Source organism: Pantoea sp. DY-5, assembly GCF_019795955.1.
Taxonomy (GTDB): Bacteria; Pseudomonadota; Gammaproteobacteria; order Enterobacterales; family Enterobacteriaceae; genus Pantoea; species Pantoea leporis.
In genome coordinates this window covers 411706-427362 of sequence record NZ_JAIMIE010000005.1, presented here as the reverse complement: position 1 = coordinate 427362, position 15657 = coordinate 411706, and the positions used below count along the sequence as shown (strand labels likewise).

Here is a 15657-nt window from a genome sequence, read left to right as displayed (position 1 = left end):
GATTAACTCAGCTGGAAACGCCCAACGGTGTTCGCCAGCTGCGAGGCCTGATCTTCCAGCGAACTGGCGGCGGCAGACATCTCCTGCACCAGCGCGGCGTTCTGCTGCGTGGTGCTGTCCATCTCGTTCACCGCGATGGTCACCTGGCTGATGCCGCGCGCCTGCTCATCGGAAGCAATCACGATTTCACCGATAATGGTGCGCACCGAATTCACCGCCTGCGTCATCTCCTGCATGGTCTTGCCCGCATCCTGCACCAGCTGCACGCCGCTGCCGACGCGCTGCGTGGATTCTTCAATCAGCGCGCCGATATCTTTCACCGCATTGGCGCTGCGCTGGGCCAGATTACGGACTTCCGACGCCACCACGGCAAAGCCGCGTCCTTGTTCTCCGGCACGCGCCGCTTCTACTGCGGCGTTCAGCGCCAGAATATTGGTCTGGAAGGCGATGCTATTGATGATGGCGGTGATGTCGCCAATTTTCTTCGCGCTGTCGTCAATTTGCGCCATGGTTTGCACCACTTCGCCCACCAGCGTTTCACCACGACTGGCAATGTGCGTGGCGTTGTCGGTGAGCGTTGTCGCCTGATGCGCGTTGGTGGCGTTGTGTTTCACCGTGGCAGTAATCTGCTCCATGCTGGCGGCGGTTTGCTCTAGCGCGGCAGCTTGCTGCTCGGTACGCGAGGCGAGATTGAGGTTGCCGCTGGCGATTTCACCCGCGCCCTGACGCACCGACGAACTGGCATCCTGAATCTGTCCCACGATATCGCGCAGCTGGTTTTGCATGGTATGCAGCGCATAGAACAAGCTGCTGTTATCGCTCCCTTTCAACGTGATGACGTTATCGAGTTTGCCATCGGCGACGGCCAGCGCGATGGTCGCGGCTTCCAGCGGTTCGCCACCAATCGGCTTCAACACTTTGCGGCTGAACAGCATGCCAAGCAGCGTACATACCACCAGAATGCTGATGATCATCAGGATCACTGCGTTAATCAGTTGACGATGCGCCGCCGCCATCACCTGGCTGACCGGCGCAACCACGCCGAGATACCATTTCTGATCGCTGTTACCAATCACCACCGGCTGCCAGGTTACCAGCGCATCTTCACCCAGCAACGCATCATGATGTTCCATCACGCTGCTGCTGAAGTTATGGGTATCACCTTTCCACGGCTTGCTGGTCTGGCTTTTATCCGGATAGGAAACCACATTACCCGCGCTGGAGAGCAACATCGCATAGCCGCTGCCATCCCACGGTTTGATTTTGTTGACCTTCTCCTGCAGCGACGCCAGCGAAATATCGGACGTCACCACGCCCCACAGTTTGCCCTGACTCACAATCGGCGCCGCTACCGAAGTCAGCAGCGTCGGCACGCCGTTGTAGGCGTAGCTGTATGGCTCAATCAGCATATCTTTCTGACTTTTCTGCGGCAGCAGATAGTAATCGCCCTGACCTGGCGTGAAGATCGAGGTCAGCGGATGCAGGTTAAAATTGCCGGTTTGATCGCGATCGACGAAGAAGGCGTAGCGACCTTTCGGTGCCGCATTGGCTTGGGTGGTGAACTCCGCGTCACGTCCGTCGAAGGCATTCTCTTCGAAGATCACTGAGATCGACAGGTAATCGGGATTATCGCGCAGCGCCGATTCCATCAGCTTATCAGCAACTTTACGGTCCTGAATGCCCGCCGCTGGCAATGCGATCAAGCTGTGGCCGAGATTATGCGCCACATCGCGCGCGTAGCTAAGTTCATGCTGAATTTGCAGCGCCTGGCTTTGTGCAATCTGCTGCAGATAGCTTTCGGCCAGTGACTTTTGTTCGTTACTGGATTGCCAGCTCAGCACGCCGATGGTTACGGCAAAGCCGAGTGTGATGGTTAAGGCGCCCGTCAGCAGCATCTGCGTGCGGGTGCTCATTGTTTTCTTAAGTGATGCGTGTTTGGCCATTATGGCGCTCCTGGAGTTGACACTTTTAGGTATTCAGAACCACTCCCTGTGCGCTTACATCCCTTTGAACACTCTATCGGCGCGCGGCGGTGGAACTTGATGGCGAAGTACCAAACTCCGTTGGAGTCGTCATGAATGGCGTAATGCTTGTTAGATAGGCTTGAATCGGTCGCCATGAATGGCGCCCCTACCGTTGTTGGGCGAGGTTTTTGTAGGGTCGCCATACATGGCGACCGTCATCAAGTCAGCGCCCGATGCGCCCTCTCTCTGCTGGTCAATGAGCCGATTACAGACTATTATTCAGCTCACCATATGAGCCGAATAGCCGTTCTATTCAGCTCATGCGATTCAGGAGTGACTCTATGATGTGGATTTGGCAGCAGCCCGATTGGCCGCAGTTTCGCTGGCAGGAAGAGAAATTACTGCCGCGCCTACGCCAGCTGCAGCAGCAGCGCGGCGTCTTGCTGGGCCGCGCTAGCGTGCAAGATAACAGCGATCAACAAACGCTGGATACGCTGCTCAGCAATATCCTCTCTTCCTCAGCGATTGAAGATGAGCGCGTCAACGCGCAGTCGGTACGATCGTCCCTTGCCCGCCGTTTAGGGGTTTCGCTCGATCAGCCTTACCCGGTTTCCGAACGTTCCGAAGGTTTGGCAACCATGATGATGGATGCCATTACGCAACGCGATCAGGAACTAACGTTGGCGCGTTTATGTCAGTGGCATCGCTGGCTGTTTCCCGCAAGCGAATGGACCATCAAGCGACTGAATGTCGGCACGTTACGCGGCGATGAACCGATGCAGGTAGTTTCAGGACGCATCGATCGACCAACGGTGCATTTCGAAGCGCCGCCGCGTGCAGGGCTGGAAGCACAGCTAGAGGAATTTATTGCCTGGTTTAATCACAGCCGCGCGAATCCGCTGCTCGATCCGCTGTTGCGCGCCGCGCTGTGCCATCTGTGGTTCGTTACGCTGCACCCGTTTGATGACGGTAATGGACGTATCACCCGCGCCCTGACCGATTTGGCGCTGGCGCAGGCGGATAGCCAGAGCATCCGCTTGTATGCCATGTCCGCATCGATTCTGGCGCGACGTGCCGATTATTACCGCATCCTGCAGCAGACGCAGCGCGGTGCACTGGACGTCACCGATTGGCTGCTGTGGTTTTGTGATGTGCTGAACGACAGCCTTGAGCTCGCGCTGGAAGCCGTCACACGCACGCAAAATAAAGCGCGCTTCTGGTTAATGCACAATGCTGCTGAGCTGAGTGCGGAGCAAACCCGCGTGCTGAATCGCTTACTGGATGGCGGTGAACAGGGATTTAGCGAAGGCATCAGCGCAGGTCAGTATCAGAAAGTAGCGAAAGTGAGTAAAGCCACGGCGACGCGACATCTGACAGAACTGCTGACGAAAGGTTGTGTGGAGAAATTACCCGGCGGCGGGCGCAGCACGCGCTACCAGATTAAGCATTGATGGGTAACCAGGTGCGCATCAATGCGCACCTGGCAAAACAGCTTACGCCGCTTTAACCGCGCGAACTTTCTTTTCCGGCGCTGCCGCTTCTGCTTCGCTCTCAGTTTCCGCAGAGGCTTCAGGCGCTTGCGCAACCTCTTCTTCCTTTACGATATCCGGCAACTTGCTGGTGCGCAGAATGTGCTGCACGGCGTCTTTCTGTTCAGCCAACAGCAGACCCAATGCTTCGGCCTGCGCTTCACCCAGTTCTGGCTGATGCTGCTGCAGCCAATCGGTAAAGGCGTCTGCCATATCGAGCATTTTGTCCCAGGCATCCGCGTCTTTTTTATTGGCAAACGTCATCTTTTCTTCACCCTTTCTGACTACAACATATTTGGTTTCGACTGCCATGATGCACCTCGGTTAACTGTATTTATATACAGTATATTCTGATCAAACTTTTCCAGGCAATGACTTTCTGCTGTTAAGCCAGTAATTCTTCCAGGAACAGCGCCAGCGCTTTGCGCGGATCGTCCTCTTCCGAGACGATCATCTCAATACCCCACTGTCCCAGCACCTCTTTCGCCACAGGATTATTGCGGTTAGTGAACAGGTACGATTTGGGACGTGCGGTGGCCAATCCGGTTCGGCCCCACATTTTTGTCAGGCGGTAGAATAACAGACGAATGTTGAAATCGCTGATGCTGTAACCCACAAACAACACCGAGTTGCCCATAACGTCGTGCGTAAGTTTGATATCAAGCGGCGAATCAAAATAGAGACGCTCAAAGTAGCTGCTCTCATCCAGTACAATTGAAGTATCGTCGTCGAAATCGCCATGAAGCTTAATGATATGGCGCTTATCTTCGGTCAACGACACCAAATCTGCAGCATTCGCCACTTTGCTGTAAGGGACGTTGTGCGCCTCATGCGCCATCTCCAGCCAGCGATCATAATTGGTGGTGTAGATGCGTGAGAAATTGCCTTGCGTAATCATGGTGTGGATTTCAGAACTGCGCACGTCAATATCCGGGCGATGCCATTCGCGATCCATCCAGCTGCGCAGCGGTCCCAGCGAGCCTTTACGCTGTTTGTAATACTCCGCCAGCGAGAGATGTGTGCCGTAGGTATTGAAGATTTTCGGGTCGTAGCCCAATTCTTTAGCCAGATGTGCAATCAGCTCATGCCATTCCGGTAAGCCAAGATTGCGTGAAATACCTGCACCGGCAAACAGGATCAGTTTACCGGCATCGTAGGCGCGTTTTAGCTCGGGTTTCATGCCAATCCCCGCGATGTTTTCAAAAAGGTTGCGAAGCGATCCAGCGCCAGGCGACGCATCGAAATCTCATTTTTCAGCTCGCCCATTTCGGCGAAAGTTTGCGTGTGCCCTTCCGGGATAAACACGCAGTCCCATTGAAATTCGCGTGGACCAGCAGGCTCGGTGGCGATGGTGCCGCGCAGTTCGCCTTCGAACTGATACATTTTTTGCCCATCGCAATAGCCAAGCACGGTTTTTGCCGTGACGCAGGCGCTATCTAAACCGTTCACCAGTTTGGTGAAGCGCTCGGCATTCAGGCGGCTCCAGAAGATGCGCGTCAATCCGGCCGGTAAGCCGTTCAGGCCATCCAGATAGAGTCCGGTGTGTTCGACAAACAGCGGACGACCAATAATAGAGAACGCTTTGGTGAGCTTGTCGCGCACCAGTTCAACCTCATTTTCAGTCTGAATCTCTTCAATACGGCGTGCGATGGGCAGCACTTCGACACCGACCGGCTCAAGGATGGTACGCACCTCGGCCAGCTTTAGTTCATTGGCAGACAGGAATCGTATTTTCATTGCAATCAGTATGTTGAAGGTGAGTTTAAGCTCTGTAAAAGCCTTTCCGTTGTTCGTTGATTCTAGCGCGCCTACCGGGCACTGGGTAGGAACAATCTCTGAATGGAGAAAACAAAATTATGACTTTCCCGATGCATGAATCTAGAATAATTATGCGATTCAATTTAATAAATATGACAGATAAAATGAGAACCTCAGATGATTTCTTATTTTAGCTCCAGATATTCCATGCTAAAAGATTTACCCTTCATTTTGCAGGGTGATAACCCAGAGAAAAAATTGCGCTTAACTCTGCTCATTGCTGGATTTTCCAGCATCATGGCGGGTTTTTATATGGTAGTGACGAATTTCATTAAGGGAGAAAATGGTGTTTCCGCCTTATATTGCCTGAGCACCGCGATGGGATTTTATATTGTGGTTGCGGCTTTCTGTAACAAGCTGAACAAGCATCTCTACATCATCGTGCATGCTTTGTTACTGATCATAATGCTGCTGTTCCTGCTGGATAATGACCACAGCGTCGAGAAACATTCAGAGTACAATTATCTGGTGGCGTTAACCGTGGGTTCAGCGTTGGTATTACGCCAGCAAACACCTTACTTAAGTAAAATATTCCCGTTAATCTGCCTGGTGGTTTATCTGTTTTTTATCTCGACCGGATTAACCTGGCAACATAGCGCGTTTCAGCTCAATATCCCGCATGAATCCGGCTTTTATATCGTCAACTGTGCAGTGCCAATGATCGCGCTGTTGTTGACGGCATTCACGCTGCGCGGCAACTACTCCGAAACCGATTTGATTAAACGTGAACTTTCACAAGCCATCGAAAAGAATCAGCTGGAGCTCTATTACCAGCCACAAGTCGACAGCAATAAAAAGCTGATTGGATTTGAAGCCCTGCTGCGCTGGAAGCATCCTGTTAAAGGCTTTATTTCACCCGAAGTGTTTATTCCAGTGGCCGAAAAAAGTGGCTTGATTATCGACATTGGCAAGTGGGTGATGGAACACACCTTACAGCAAATCGCCGAATGGGATCGCGGTCAGCACCTTAGTGATTTGGTGTTTTCTGTTAACATCAGTCCGCTGCAGTTAATATACCGCGATTTCACCCAGGATACCTTGTTATCGCTGTCACATTATAAAATCCGCCCCGAACGCCTCAAGTTTGAAATTACTGAAACCACCTTTATCTACGACCAGAAGCGTATTGGCGACGTAATCAACCATTTTAGCCAATTAGGTGTTAAATGGGCGATTGATGACTTTGGCGTCGGCTATTCCTCGCTGAAATCGATTAGTGATTTTGCTATTGATGATATTAAGATCGATAAATCGTTAATCATGCAGATTTTTAAAAATGAGTCATCGGCGATTGTGGTGCAGAAAACCATCGAGTTATCGCGTGAAATGGGTCTGAATGTGCTGGCTGAAGGCATCGAGAGTGAGGAGTATTTCACCTACCTGCGCGATAAAGGCTGCCATCTGTTTCAGGGCTACCATTTCGCCCGCCCGCTGCCGCCCGCAGATGCGCAGGTATGGATCAAAAAGGCCAAAATATAACCCCCTGTTTTGTAGGGTCGCCATTTATGGTGACCAGGTGCGCATTAATGCGAACCCTACGAAAACCACGTCATATAATCGTACGGTCGCCATTTATTTCAACCAGGTGCGCATTAATGCGCACCCTACGAAAACCGCGCTATATAATCGTACCGTCGCCATTTATGGCGACCAGATGCGCATAAATGCGTACCCTACGAAAACCGCGTTATACATTCGTAGGGCCGCCATTTATGGCGACCGTTCCAGCATATACAATTTAAAACAGCAGTTTCGCAAGTGAAAGACCCGCTCCTAAGGTTACAAATTGGGTAGTCACCATCCATTTGGTTTGTGTAATCATTGCTTTATACAAATCGACCTTTATCGCCGCAACATCCTCCTTAGTAGCGTGATTAGACATGATCACCGCTACATCCGCTTTCACCGCAGCCACATCCTCTTTAGTCGCATAATTTGACTTGATTACAGCCACATCAGAGACCAGCGAAGTAACCTGATCTTCCAGCCTTTTAACACGCTCTTGCATTCCTTTACCTCCGCTCGGTGGTTGTCCGCCTTAATTGCATTTACGTTGACGGCACGCATAATTGATAACACTTTTATTTAACGGTTCAGCTAACATTATTTCACCCCAATCGTTTCCATTTTTGATTGGGTAATGCAGGTTGACGGTAGGCCATATAATCAAACTCCCTTTTGCAATGGTAAACGTTAAACACCGCACTCGCCCAAAACCCTGAACATCTTAACACCGGTTTTTTTCACAAACATTAGTGGTTTGAATAAGAAAATAAAAATAACTGTCAAAAAAACAAAGAAGATAATCAATCAACTGAGCAAGTAACAATCTACTGACAATTTAATGTGAGCCGACCTAAAACCCAATGAAATAAAAAAAAGCTCACAACTTTCACATCGTGAGCTTTCTCGCAAAATTAAGCAGAACAGAAAATTACTGGTAAACAATCCCCGGCGGATTTACCTGCGAGGTTTCCACCGCCTCTTCCTGTTCGCCCCAGCGTGCCAATACTTGTTTGTACTCGCCGCTGGCAATCGCGCCATTAATTGCCTGCTGCAGTGCCACATCCAATCCATTACCTTTTTTAGTGGTCACCGCTACCCAAGCGCGGAACGGGCCGTGGCCGACGATTTTGGTCTGCCCGCGCGAAGCGACTTTCCATGCTGCCAATGATTGAGGGCCAAACGTTGCATCCGCACGTCCCGAAAGCAGCGCCAGCGTGGCCGCCGCATCATCGTTGAGATAGATCGGCTGCACCGGCGCTAAGCCCTGCGCGCGGTTCTTCTCATCCCAGCTGAGTAAAATCCGCTCCTGATTGGTGCCCGAACCCACAATGATGCGCTTACCCGCCACATCTTCGCGGCCCTTAATCGCGGTTATCGCGCTGTTGGTTTTCACCGCAAAGGCGTGGTTATCCGCGCGATAAGTGGCGAAATCGAACTTCTTTTTGCGCTCTTCGGTGACGGCAATATTGAACATCGCCACGTCATACCGTCCAGCGGTAATACCCAGCGGCCAATCTTCCCAGGCGGCTGGCACCAGCTTCAGCTTTAAGCCCAAACCATCCGCCAGCAGACGCGCAATATCCGGATCGCTGCCGATCAGCGTTTTATTATCCGACGCCCATAAACCGATCGGCGGCGAGTTCATCGCCGTGGTGGCGACAGTCAAATAACCCGGATTCACAAAGTGAAAACCCGCTGGAATCTTCGCGATAGCCTGTGGATTCGCGGCTATATTGATCGGCGTTTCGTTGTTTTTGGCATCCAGCGTTTCTGCTGCGATGGCTGGCGCGCTTAACATCACTGCCAGCAACGCCGTAATAATTACTCGTTCCATTAAAGTACCCGCGCCAGAAAACGTTTGGTGCGCTCGTGGCGCGGCTGATTCAATACCTGATTGCTGCTGCCCTGCTCGACAATGCGTCCATCGACCATAAACACCACGTTATCTGCCACTTCTCGCGCAAAGCCGACCTCGTGCGTGACAATCACCAAAGTGGTGCCGGAACGCGCCAGCTTTTTGATTACATCCAGCACTTCACCCACCAGCTCGGGATCAAGCGCTGACGTCGGTTCATCAAACAGCATCACGCGCGGGTTGAGCATTAAGGCACGCGCAATTGCGATACGCTGCTGCTGGCCGCCCGACAAATGGCGCGGCCAGGCATCGGCTTTGTGGCGTAAACCCACCACATCCAGCAGCTCACCGGCGCGATCAATCGCTTCACGGCGTGACAGCTGACGATGCGCAATCGGCGCTTCAATCAGGTTCTCCAGCACCGTCAGATGCGGGAACAGATTGAAGTTCTGGAACACGTAGCCAACGTTGATGCGCTGACGCAGAATCGCCTTCTCTTTCAGCTCATACAGCTTGTCGCCGCGACGCTGATAACCGATGTAGTCACCATCGATCTGGATATAGCCTTCATCGACGCGCTCCAGATGGTTAATGGTGCGCAGCAGCGTCGATTTACCCGAGCCGGATGGCCCAAGAATCACCGTCACCGATCCCGGTTCCAGCTCCAGCGACACATCATCCAGCGCTTTTAGTTTGCCGAACGACTTGCTCACACCGGTGATGCTAATGGCGCCAGCGGTATGCAGATTGCGGTAATCAATGGCTTCGGACATGGGAAAGCTCCTTGGTTGCAGGTTTGGCGCTGCGGTTACGCCATTGACGCCAGCGCGATGGCTGCGGTTCACGGGTGACACTGCGCGCCAGCCAGCGCTCAACGCTGTGCTGCAGCAGTGACAAAACGGTGGTGATAATCAGATACCAGGCCGCGCCGACCATCAGCAGCGGAATCACCTGCTGCGTGCGGTTGTAGATCATCTGGATGGTGTAAAACAGTTCCGGCATCGCCAGCACGTAAACCATCGAGGTGCCTTTGGCGAGGCTGATGATTTCATTAAATGTGGTGGGAATAATCGCGCGCAGCGCCTGCGGCAGAATGATGCGGAAGGTACGACGCGTGGAAGATAATCCCAGCGCCGAAGCCGCTTCAAACTGGCCGTGATCGACACCCAAAAAACCGCCGCGAATGATCTCAGCGCTATAAGCGCTCTGCACCAGCGTCAAACCAATCACCGCCGCCGGGAACTGGCCGAGCACGTTGATGGTCTGGAAGTGGCCCCACGACAGCGCGGTAAACGGAATGCCGAGCGACAGCGTGTCGTACAGATAAGAGAAGTTGTAGAGGATGATCAGCACCACAATCAGCGGCAGCGAGCGGAACAGCCAGATATAGCCGAACGCCAGCGTACTCAGCAGCCAGGATGACGAGAGGCGCGCCAGCGCCAGCAAACCGCCAAAAATCAGGCTGAGGAGGGTGCCAAACAGCGTCAGCAGCAGCGTTTGCCCCAAACCGCTGAGGATCACCGGATCAAAAAACCATTTAGCGAACACGCCCCATTCCCAGCGCGGATTAAACGCAACCGAATCAATCACGCTGGCCAGAATAAACAGCGCGACAATCGCGCCGACGGTACGTGCCGGATATCGCGCCGGCACCACGGTTAAACGTTGTGGTTCATTACTCATTACAACTCCTTAGCTGGCCTGCGCCACGCTATGTACATCAATCACTTTCAGGAAGCGCAAGCGTCCATCGTGTGGCGGCTGGCTGTAGACTTCCATATCCTCCAGCAGCTCAAACTGCGGCTGATAACCGTGGCCGATATACAACTTCACCGCTTCCGGCTGGCGGAAACCGGTGGTGAGAAACACGCGCTGATAGCCCGCACGCAGCGCGCGGCGCTCCAGTTCCTGCAGGATCAGCAGCGCCAATCCCTGACGACGCAGATCGCTGCGCGTCCAGATGCGTTTAAACTCGGCGGTCACCTCGTCGTAGGGTTTATACGCGCCCATCGCGATGATCTCACCGTCACGCTCCAGCACGATAAACAGCCCGCGCGGCGGCAAATACCATTCGGTCAGCTCCACCTCTTTTTGGCTGGTGAAGAACGCGCCGTAGCGCGCGGTGTATTCACCAAACAGTCCGGTCAAAATCGGTTGCAGCTCAGGCGCTTCCGGTGATACTTCGCGGAACAGTTTCTCGCTCATGCGGCCTCCTTAATCGCCCAATCCGGCCGGATTGATCTCTGAACTGTCGATACGCTCCACGCCTTCACCCCAGCGCTTCAGCACCTTGTCGTAATCGCCGTTCTTGATCACGCCATTCAGCGCGGTGTTGATCGGCTGCACTAAACCGCCATCTTTCTTCACCGTCACCGCGATGTGCGCCGCTTTCGGCCAGCCGCCATCGACGCTGCCAACCAAACGCGTCTGCTTAGTCAGCGCGGCTTTCCAGGCGCCAATCACGTTCGGACCAAAGTAGGCATCGGCGCGGCCCGACTGCAGCGCCAGCGTTTGTGCCGCATCGTCTTTGGTATACACCGGCGTAAACGGTTTCAATCCCTTGGCCTGATTCTCTTTATCCCAGGCCAGCAGGATCGATTCCTGATTGGTGCCAGAGCCGACGATAATGCGCAGTCCGGCGATATCTTCGGCTTTGGTCAGCGACTTAATCGGGCTGCTGGATTTGACGTAAAAACCGAGTGAGTCTTTGCGATAGGTGGCGAAATCGAAGCGCTCTTTGCGCTCTTTGGTGACGGTCACGTTACTGATCGCCGCATCGTATTTGCCCGATGCCACGCCCAGCGGCCAGTCTTCCCAAGAAGTTGGCACCACGTTGAGTTTCAAACCCAGGCTGTCGGCGACTAAGCGGGCGATATCCACTTCGCTGCCGAGCAGAGTTTTGTTGTCATCACTGAACACCGTCAGCGGCGGTGAATTCAGCGCGGCGACCGCCACGGTGAACGAGCCCGGCACGGCGAAGCGATGTCCAGCCGGGATCTGCGCCACTGCGGTGTCATTTTTCGCGGTATTGATTGGCGTTTTGTTGGCTTCAACACTGATGTTCTGACCGTTAACCGCCACATCTTCGGCGAATACGGCGCTGCTCATGCCCAGCAACAACAGCGCAATAAGGGATTTTTTCTGCATAGCGTTTATTCTCGAGTTTTATTTTTGTGTGTATTGGTTAACCGGATCTTTCAGACCAAAGCTGGCGCGCAGCGTGGTTCCGGGGTATTCGCTGCGGGTCAAACCGCGCGCTTGCAGAATCGGTACCACGCGATCGACAAAGCGTTCGAAGGTATCTGGCGTGCCGCCCTGAATGATAAAGCCATCGGTCGCTTCGCTCTCAAACCACAGCTGCAAACCGTCGGCCACCTGCTCTGGCGTGCCGTGGAACAGCGGACGCGGCGTCGCGGCTTCCAGCGCCGCCTGGCGCAGCGAGTGGCCATGCTCGCGCGCTTTGCGTTTGATTTCGTCGGTGGTGCTGCGGAAGCTGTTTTGCCCGATATCGCCGAGTTCCGGGAACGGCTCATCCAGCGAATATTGTGAGAAGTCGTGATGATCGAAGAAGCGACCGAGATAGTTGAGCGCATCTTTGATGGAAACCAGCGCGGCGGTGGTTTGATACTGCTGCTCCACATCTTCCGCACTGTCGCCAACAATCACGCCAACGCCCTGGAAAATGTGCAGATCGCCCGGTTCGCGGCCGTTCGCCACCAGCTGTTTTTTCACATCGCGGTAGAACGCCTGCGCCTCTTCGCGCGTCGGCTGATGGGTAAAGATGGCGTCGGCGTGTTTAGCTGCCAGCTTGCGGCCATCTTCCGATGCGCCTGCCTGGAACACCACCGGACGTCCTTGCGGCGTGCGTTCGATATTCAGCGGCCCTTGCACCTGGAAGAAATCGCCGTGGTGATTCAGCGTGTGCAGCTTCTCAGGATCAAAGAACTGGCCGCTCTCTTTATTACGTACGAAAGCATCGCCTTCCCACGAATCCCACAGCCCTTTCACCACTTGCAGATACTCATCAGCGATGCGGTAGCGCAGCGCGTGTTCCGGATGCTGCTGGCGCGAGAAGTTCTTCGCCGAACCTTCCAGCGGCGAGGTCACCACGTTCCAGCCCGCACGACCGCCGCTCAGATGATCGAGGCTGGCAAACTGCCGCGCCACGGTGAACGGCTCGCTGTATGAGGTGGAAACCGTGCCGACCAAACCAAGATGCTCGGTCACGCCCGCCAGCGCCGACAGCAAGGTCAGCGGCTCGAAGCGATTGAGGAAGTGGGGAATCGATTTTTCGTTAATAAACAGGCCATCGGCAACAAACAGGAAATCCAGCTTGCCCGCTTCCGCCTTGCGCGCAATGTGTTTAGCGTAATCAAAATTGATGCTGGCATTCGCCAGCGCCGCCGGATGACGCCACGCGGACATATTGCCGGACGCACCATGCAGAATGGTGCCCAATCGCAGTTGTCTTGCAGTCATAATGTTCTCTCTTTTGCCAAGGCGCAGCCTGACGGCGACATGCCTGTCGCCGTGCAGAACCGGAATTAAATAGGTGAATCGCGTTAGTTCAGAATGGCGTCACGACATCGCGCGTTGAGGTGCTGCAACGCTTGCTGGGCCAGTTGCGTAAAGTAGTGTGCAGCGGGGGCGATCAGCGCTTCATCAGGATTGAAGCCGCCATGATGCAGACCAAATTCGCTCGCGCTGCCAATGCTGACAAACGCGCCGGGGATCTGCTGTAAGTAGTAGGCGAAATCTTCTCCGCCGAGATGTAATTCAGCGGTCTGCACGCGGTAACCCGCCTGCTGCGCCACGTTGCTGGCAAACTGCGCCCAGCGCGCATCATTCTCCAGCACCGGCGGACCGGGATGCCAGCTAAAGGAGGCGCTGGCTCCGTTGGCGGCGGCGATATTCTCCACCAGCGTGCGGGCGCGCTGCTCCAGCTCCGCGCGCACCTGTTTGTCATGGGTGCGCACCGTGCCGCCAAATTCGGCCTCGCCGGGCAGTACGTTCCAGGTTTTGCCAGCGTCGATACGCGTTACGCTGAGCACTAAGCTGTCCAGCGTGTTGAAGCTGCGGCTGGTGAGCGATTGCAGCGCCTGAATAATCTGGCTGGCGACCACAATGCTGTCCACGCCCTCTTCCGGATGCGCGGCGTGCGCGCCTTTGCCGGAAACCCGCACGATAAATTTATCCGCATTGGCGTAAAACGCGCCGCCGCGTGTGGCGAAGGTGCCGGTCGGCAAACCGGGTTCATTGTGCATGCCGAAAATCGCCTGCACCCCGTCCAGCACGCCCGCATTGATCAACTGGCGTGCGCCGGTGGCGTTCTCTTCCGCCGGTTGGAACAGAATACGGATGCGGCCCGGCAATTGATCTTCAACTGCTTTTAGCTGCAAGGCCGCGCCCAACATCACCGCGCTGTGGACATCGTGGCCGCAGGCGTGCATCACGCCGCTGTTGCGCGAACGGTAAGCCAGTCCGGTGGCTTCGTGAATCGGTAGCGCATCGATATCGGCGCGCAGCGCAATCAGCGTGTCGCCGCGGCCCACTTCCACGATTACGCCGGTTTCCAGCGGATAATCCAGCAGACGCAAACCGGCGTCCTGTAACCAGCGGCGCAGGCGCGCAGTGGTTTCGACTTCGCGGCCGGATAACTCCGGCCAGCTGTGCAGCTCACGTCGCCAGTCAATCAGCTGATGTTCGCTAAATTGCGTCATACCTGCCTCCGGAAGCAGCGAATCATGCGGTGACTAAACGGTGAGTGGCCAACAGTTCGAGTGATTTCACGCGCGCCTGCTCTTCAGCCACCGGCGTATCAATCACGAACTCTTCAATGCCGAAATTCTGATGCAGCGCATCCAGCTTGGCATGCACCTGCGCGGCGGTGCCTTTCAGCAGCGATGGCGTGCGCGGTTCAATCACGTAATCGGTATAACCGCCCTGACGCACGTAGCGCTCGGCCTGCTCGACGCTGCCGACGTTAACGCTGGGGCCATCTTTCACGCTGACGTGATAAACACGTAAGTTATCCACCAGCAGATCGGCTTCCGCCGGAGAATCCGCCACCACCACTTGCACCGCCACCAGCGCGCGCTGGCCGTTGCTGTGCTGGCGATAGCTGTTAAGGACTTTCTCCATCAGTTGCGGATCGCCGTTGTGATGCGCCGCAAACACCAGCTGCCAGCCGAGTTCCGCCGCCAGTTTGGCGCTCTCTTCGCTGGCACCCAGCAGGAAGCGATTGGCCGGACGCGGCGGCTGCGGCGTGGCGCGCAGAATCTCTTCATCGCCCACTGGCGGCACTTGCAGCCAGCTATCCAGCAGCGTCAATTGCTCGGCGAAGCTGCCTTTCTCCTGCAGATGCACGCCGAGCTGCAACGCACGCGTTGAGAGCGGCAAGCCGCCCGGCGCTTTGCCGACCCCAACGTCAATGCGGCCCGGCGCTAAGGACGCCAGCAAGTTGAAGTTTTCCGCCACTTTGTACGGGCTGTAGTGTTGCAGCATCACGCCGCCGGAGCCGACGCGAATATGTTGCGTCTGGCCGATGATCCAGGCGATTAGCAGTTCCGGCGACGGACTCGCCAGACGATCGGTATTGTGGTGTTCCGCTAACCAGAAACGGTGATAGCCCCAGGCTTCCGCCTGCTGCGCCAGCTGTAACGTGCGGTGTAGCGCGTGGCTGGCTGTCTCTCCGTCGGCAATCGGCGATTTATCCAGCAAACTCAGTCGGTATGACATGCGCCTTATCCTTTTCGTCATGAATATGGCGAGTAGTTTGTGGTGGAGAAGGCGGATTCGTAAAACATGATATTGTCGTATCTATATTTACTTTATGCATATCAGGGAGATAGATTGGACCAAGTGGTTTAAACTCCTTTGAAAACACATAATTATCCCCACAGGATACGGATTGTTGTGGTGATGTTTTGAAAATGTGACACTCAATATAAAATTATTAAAACATCGTTTCAAAATGTGACGTAAT

Annotated in this window: 15 protein-coding genes; 2 read left to right on the top strand and 13 right to left on the bottom strand. The window is 54.5% G+C overall.

Annotated features, from left to right (window positions below; translation table 11 throughout):
- Window positions 1-2: 2 nt before the first annotated feature.
- Entirely contained in the window at window positions 3-1943 is a 1941-nt protein-coding gene (locus K5Y30_RS18075; RefSeq protein ID WP_222212599.1) for a methyl-accepting chemotaxis protein, read from the bottom strand.
- Window positions 1944-2305: 362 nt separating this feature from the next.
- On the opposite strand from K5Y30_RS18075, the gene K5Y30_RS18070 reads away from it, so the two are divergent.
- Window positions 2306-3415, top strand: coding sequence for a Fic family protein (locus tag K5Y30_RS18070; protein WP_222212597.1), 1110 nt, complete (start codon window positions 2306-2308; stop codon window positions 3413-3415).
- A 42-nt stretch (window positions 3416-3457) separates the two neighbouring features.
- On the opposite strand, the gene K5Y30_RS18065 is transcribed toward K5Y30_RS18070, so the two are convergent.
- The 3 genes from K5Y30_RS18065 to K5Y30_RS18055 all read right to left on the bottom strand — a co-directional run bounded on the left by K5Y30_RS18065 (window position 3458) and on the right by K5Y30_RS18055 (window position 5230).
- The gene (locus tag K5Y30_RS18065) at window positions 3458-3805 is read right to left on the bottom strand and encodes a YebG family protein (RefSeq protein ID WP_222212595.1); all 348 of its coding nucleotides are present in this window, start codon (window positions 3803-3805) and stop codon (window positions 3458-3460) included.
- Between the two features lie 73 nt (window positions 3806-3878).
- Complete coding sequence (locus K5Y30_RS18060) at window positions 3879-4673, bottom strand: SIR2 family protein (protein WP_008108794.1); 795 nt, start codon at window positions 4671-4673, stop codon at window positions 3879-3881.
- Window positions 4670-5230 (bottom strand): non-canonical purine NTP pyrophosphatase, encoded by a 561-nt coding sequence (locus K5Y30_RS18055; RefSeq protein ID WP_101761408.1) that lies wholly within the window; start codon window positions 5228-5230, stop codon window positions 4670-4672. Before K5Y30_RS18055 ends, K5Y30_RS18060 begins: the two co-directional genes overlap by 4 nt.
- Window positions 5231-5629: 399 nt before the next feature.
- On the opposite strand from K5Y30_RS18055, the gene K5Y30_RS18050 reads away from it, so the two are divergent.
- Window positions 5630-6790, top strand: coding sequence for a bifunctional diguanylate cyclase/phosphodiesterase (locus tag K5Y30_RS18050; protein ID WP_255606697.1), 1161 nt, complete (start codon window positions 5630-5632; stop codon window positions 6788-6790).
- A 259-nt stretch (window positions 6791-7049) separates the two neighbouring features.
- Here the strand turns inward: K5Y30_RS18050 and K5Y30_RS18045 are convergent, their stop codons facing one another.
- From K5Y30_RS18045 to K5Y30_RS18005, 9 genes are all read right to left on the bottom strand, one after another.
- Window positions 7050-7319 carry a hypothetical protein gene (locus tag K5Y30_RS18045; protein WP_222212591.1) on the bottom strand — a complete coding sequence of 90 codons (270 nt, stop codon included), beginning with the start codon at window positions 7317-7319 and terminating at the stop codon, window positions 7050-7052.
- A 426-nt stretch (window positions 7320-7745) separates the two neighbouring features.
- Window positions 7746-8651: an ABC transporter substrate-binding protein gene (locus K5Y30_RS18040; RefSeq protein WP_222212590.1), complete on the bottom strand. Its 906-nt coding sequence runs from the start codon at window positions 8649-8651 to the stop codon at window positions 7746-7748.
- Window positions 8651-9445 (bottom strand): amino acid ABC transporter ATP-binding protein, encoded by a 795-nt coding sequence (locus K5Y30_RS18035; protein ID WP_176972119.1) that lies wholly within the window; start codon window positions 9443-9445, stop codon window positions 8651-8653. The genes K5Y30_RS18040 and K5Y30_RS18035 overlap by 1 nt, the downstream gene beginning before the upstream one ends.
- Window positions 9429-10355 (bottom strand): amino acid ABC transporter permease, encoded by a 927-nt coding sequence (locus K5Y30_RS18030; protein ID WP_222212588.1) that lies wholly within the window; start codon window positions 10353-10355, stop codon window positions 9429-9431. The genes K5Y30_RS18035 and K5Y30_RS18030 overlap by 17 nt, the downstream gene beginning before the upstream one ends.
- A gap of 9 nt (window positions 10356-10364) precedes the next feature.
- Window positions 10365-10877 (bottom strand): GNAT family N-acetyltransferase, encoded by a 513-nt coding sequence (locus tag K5Y30_RS18025; RefSeq protein WP_222212587.1) that lies wholly within the window; start codon window positions 10875-10877, stop codon window positions 10365-10367.
- 9 nt (window positions 10878-10886) lie between these two features.
- On the bottom strand, window positions 10887-11819 hold the full coding sequence (locus K5Y30_RS18020) for an ABC transporter substrate-binding protein (protein ID WP_222212586.1): 933 nt from the start codon (window positions 11817-11819) through the stop codon (window positions 10887-10889).
- 18 nt (window positions 11820-11837) lie between these two features.
- Window positions 11838-13151, bottom strand: a complete 1314-nt coding sequence (locus K5Y30_RS18015; RefSeq protein WP_222212585.1) for an LLM class flavin-dependent oxidoreductase — start codon at window positions 13149-13151, stop codon at window positions 11838-11840.
- An 83-nt stretch (window positions 13152-13234) separates the two neighbouring features.
- The gene (locus K5Y30_RS18010; RefSeq protein WP_222212584.1) at window positions 13235-14392 is read right to left on the bottom strand and encodes an amidohydrolase; all 1158 of its coding nucleotides are present in this window, start codon (window positions 14390-14392) and stop codon (window positions 13235-13237) included.
- 22 nt (window positions 14393-14414) lie between these two features.
- A complete protein-coding gene (locus K5Y30_RS18005) occupies window positions 14415-15410 on the bottom strand; it encodes an MsnO8 family LLM class oxidoreductase (protein ID WP_137386971.1) in 996 nt (331 codons plus the stop codon).
- Window positions 15411-15657: the final 247 nt, after the last annotated feature.

Coding starts and splice junctions, on each gene's coding strand:
- K5Y30_RS18010 (WP_222212584.1), bottom strand. CDS start 14,392: ATGACGCAATTTAGCGAACATCAGCTGATTGACTGGCGACGTGAGCTG.
- K5Y30_RS18005 (WP_137386971.1), bottom strand. CDS start 15,410: ATGTCATACCGACTGAGTTTGCTGGATAAATCGCCGATTGCCGACGGA.
- K5Y30_RS18025 (WP_222212587.1), bottom strand. CDS start 10,877: ATGAGCGAGAAACTGTTCCGCGAAGTATCACCGGAAGCGCCTGAGCTG.
- K5Y30_RS18035 (WP_176972119.1), bottom strand. CDS start 9,445: ATGTCCGAAGCCATTGATTACCGCAATCTGCATACCGCTGGCGCCATT.
- K5Y30_RS18075 (WP_222212599.1), bottom strand. CDS start 1,943: ATGGCCAAACACGCATCACTTAAGAAAACAATGAGCACCCGCACGCAG.
- K5Y30_RS18030 (WP_222212588.1), bottom strand. CDS start 10,355: ATGAGTAATGAACCACAACGTTTAACCGTGGTGCCGGCGCGATATCCG.
- K5Y30_RS18050 (WP_255606697.1), top strand. CDS start 5,630: ATGGGATTTTATATTGTGGTTGCGGCTTTCTGTAACAAGCTGAACAAG.
- K5Y30_RS18015 (WP_222212585.1), bottom strand. CDS start 13,151: ATGACTGCAAGACAACTGCGATTGGGCACCATTCTGCATGGTGCGTCC.
- K5Y30_RS18065 (WP_222212595.1), bottom strand. CDS start 3,805: ATGGCAGTCGAAACCAAATATGTTGTAGTCAGAAAGGGTGAAGAAAAG.
- K5Y30_RS18020 (WP_222212586.1), bottom strand. CDS start 11,819: ATGCAGAAAAAATCCCTTATTGCGCTGTTGTTGCTGGGCATGAGCAGC.
- K5Y30_RS18060 (WP_008108794.1), bottom strand. CDS start 4,673: ATGAAACCCGAGCTAAAACGCGCCTACGATGCCGGTAAACTGATCCTG.
- K5Y30_RS18070 (WP_222212597.1), top strand. CDS start 2,306: ATGATGTGGATTTGGCAGCAGCCCGATTGGCCGCAGTTTCGCTGGCAG.
- K5Y30_RS18045 (WP_222212591.1), bottom strand. CDS start 7,319: ATGCAAGAGCGTGTTAAAAGGCTGGAAGATCAGGTTACTTCGCTGGTC.
- K5Y30_RS18055 (WP_101761408.1), bottom strand. CDS start 5,230: ATGAAAATACGATTCCTGTCTGCCAATGAACTAAAGCTGGCCGAGGTG.
- K5Y30_RS18040 (WP_222212590.1), bottom strand. CDS start 8,651: ATGGAACGAGTAATTATTACGGCGTTGCTGGCAGTGATGTTAAGCGCG.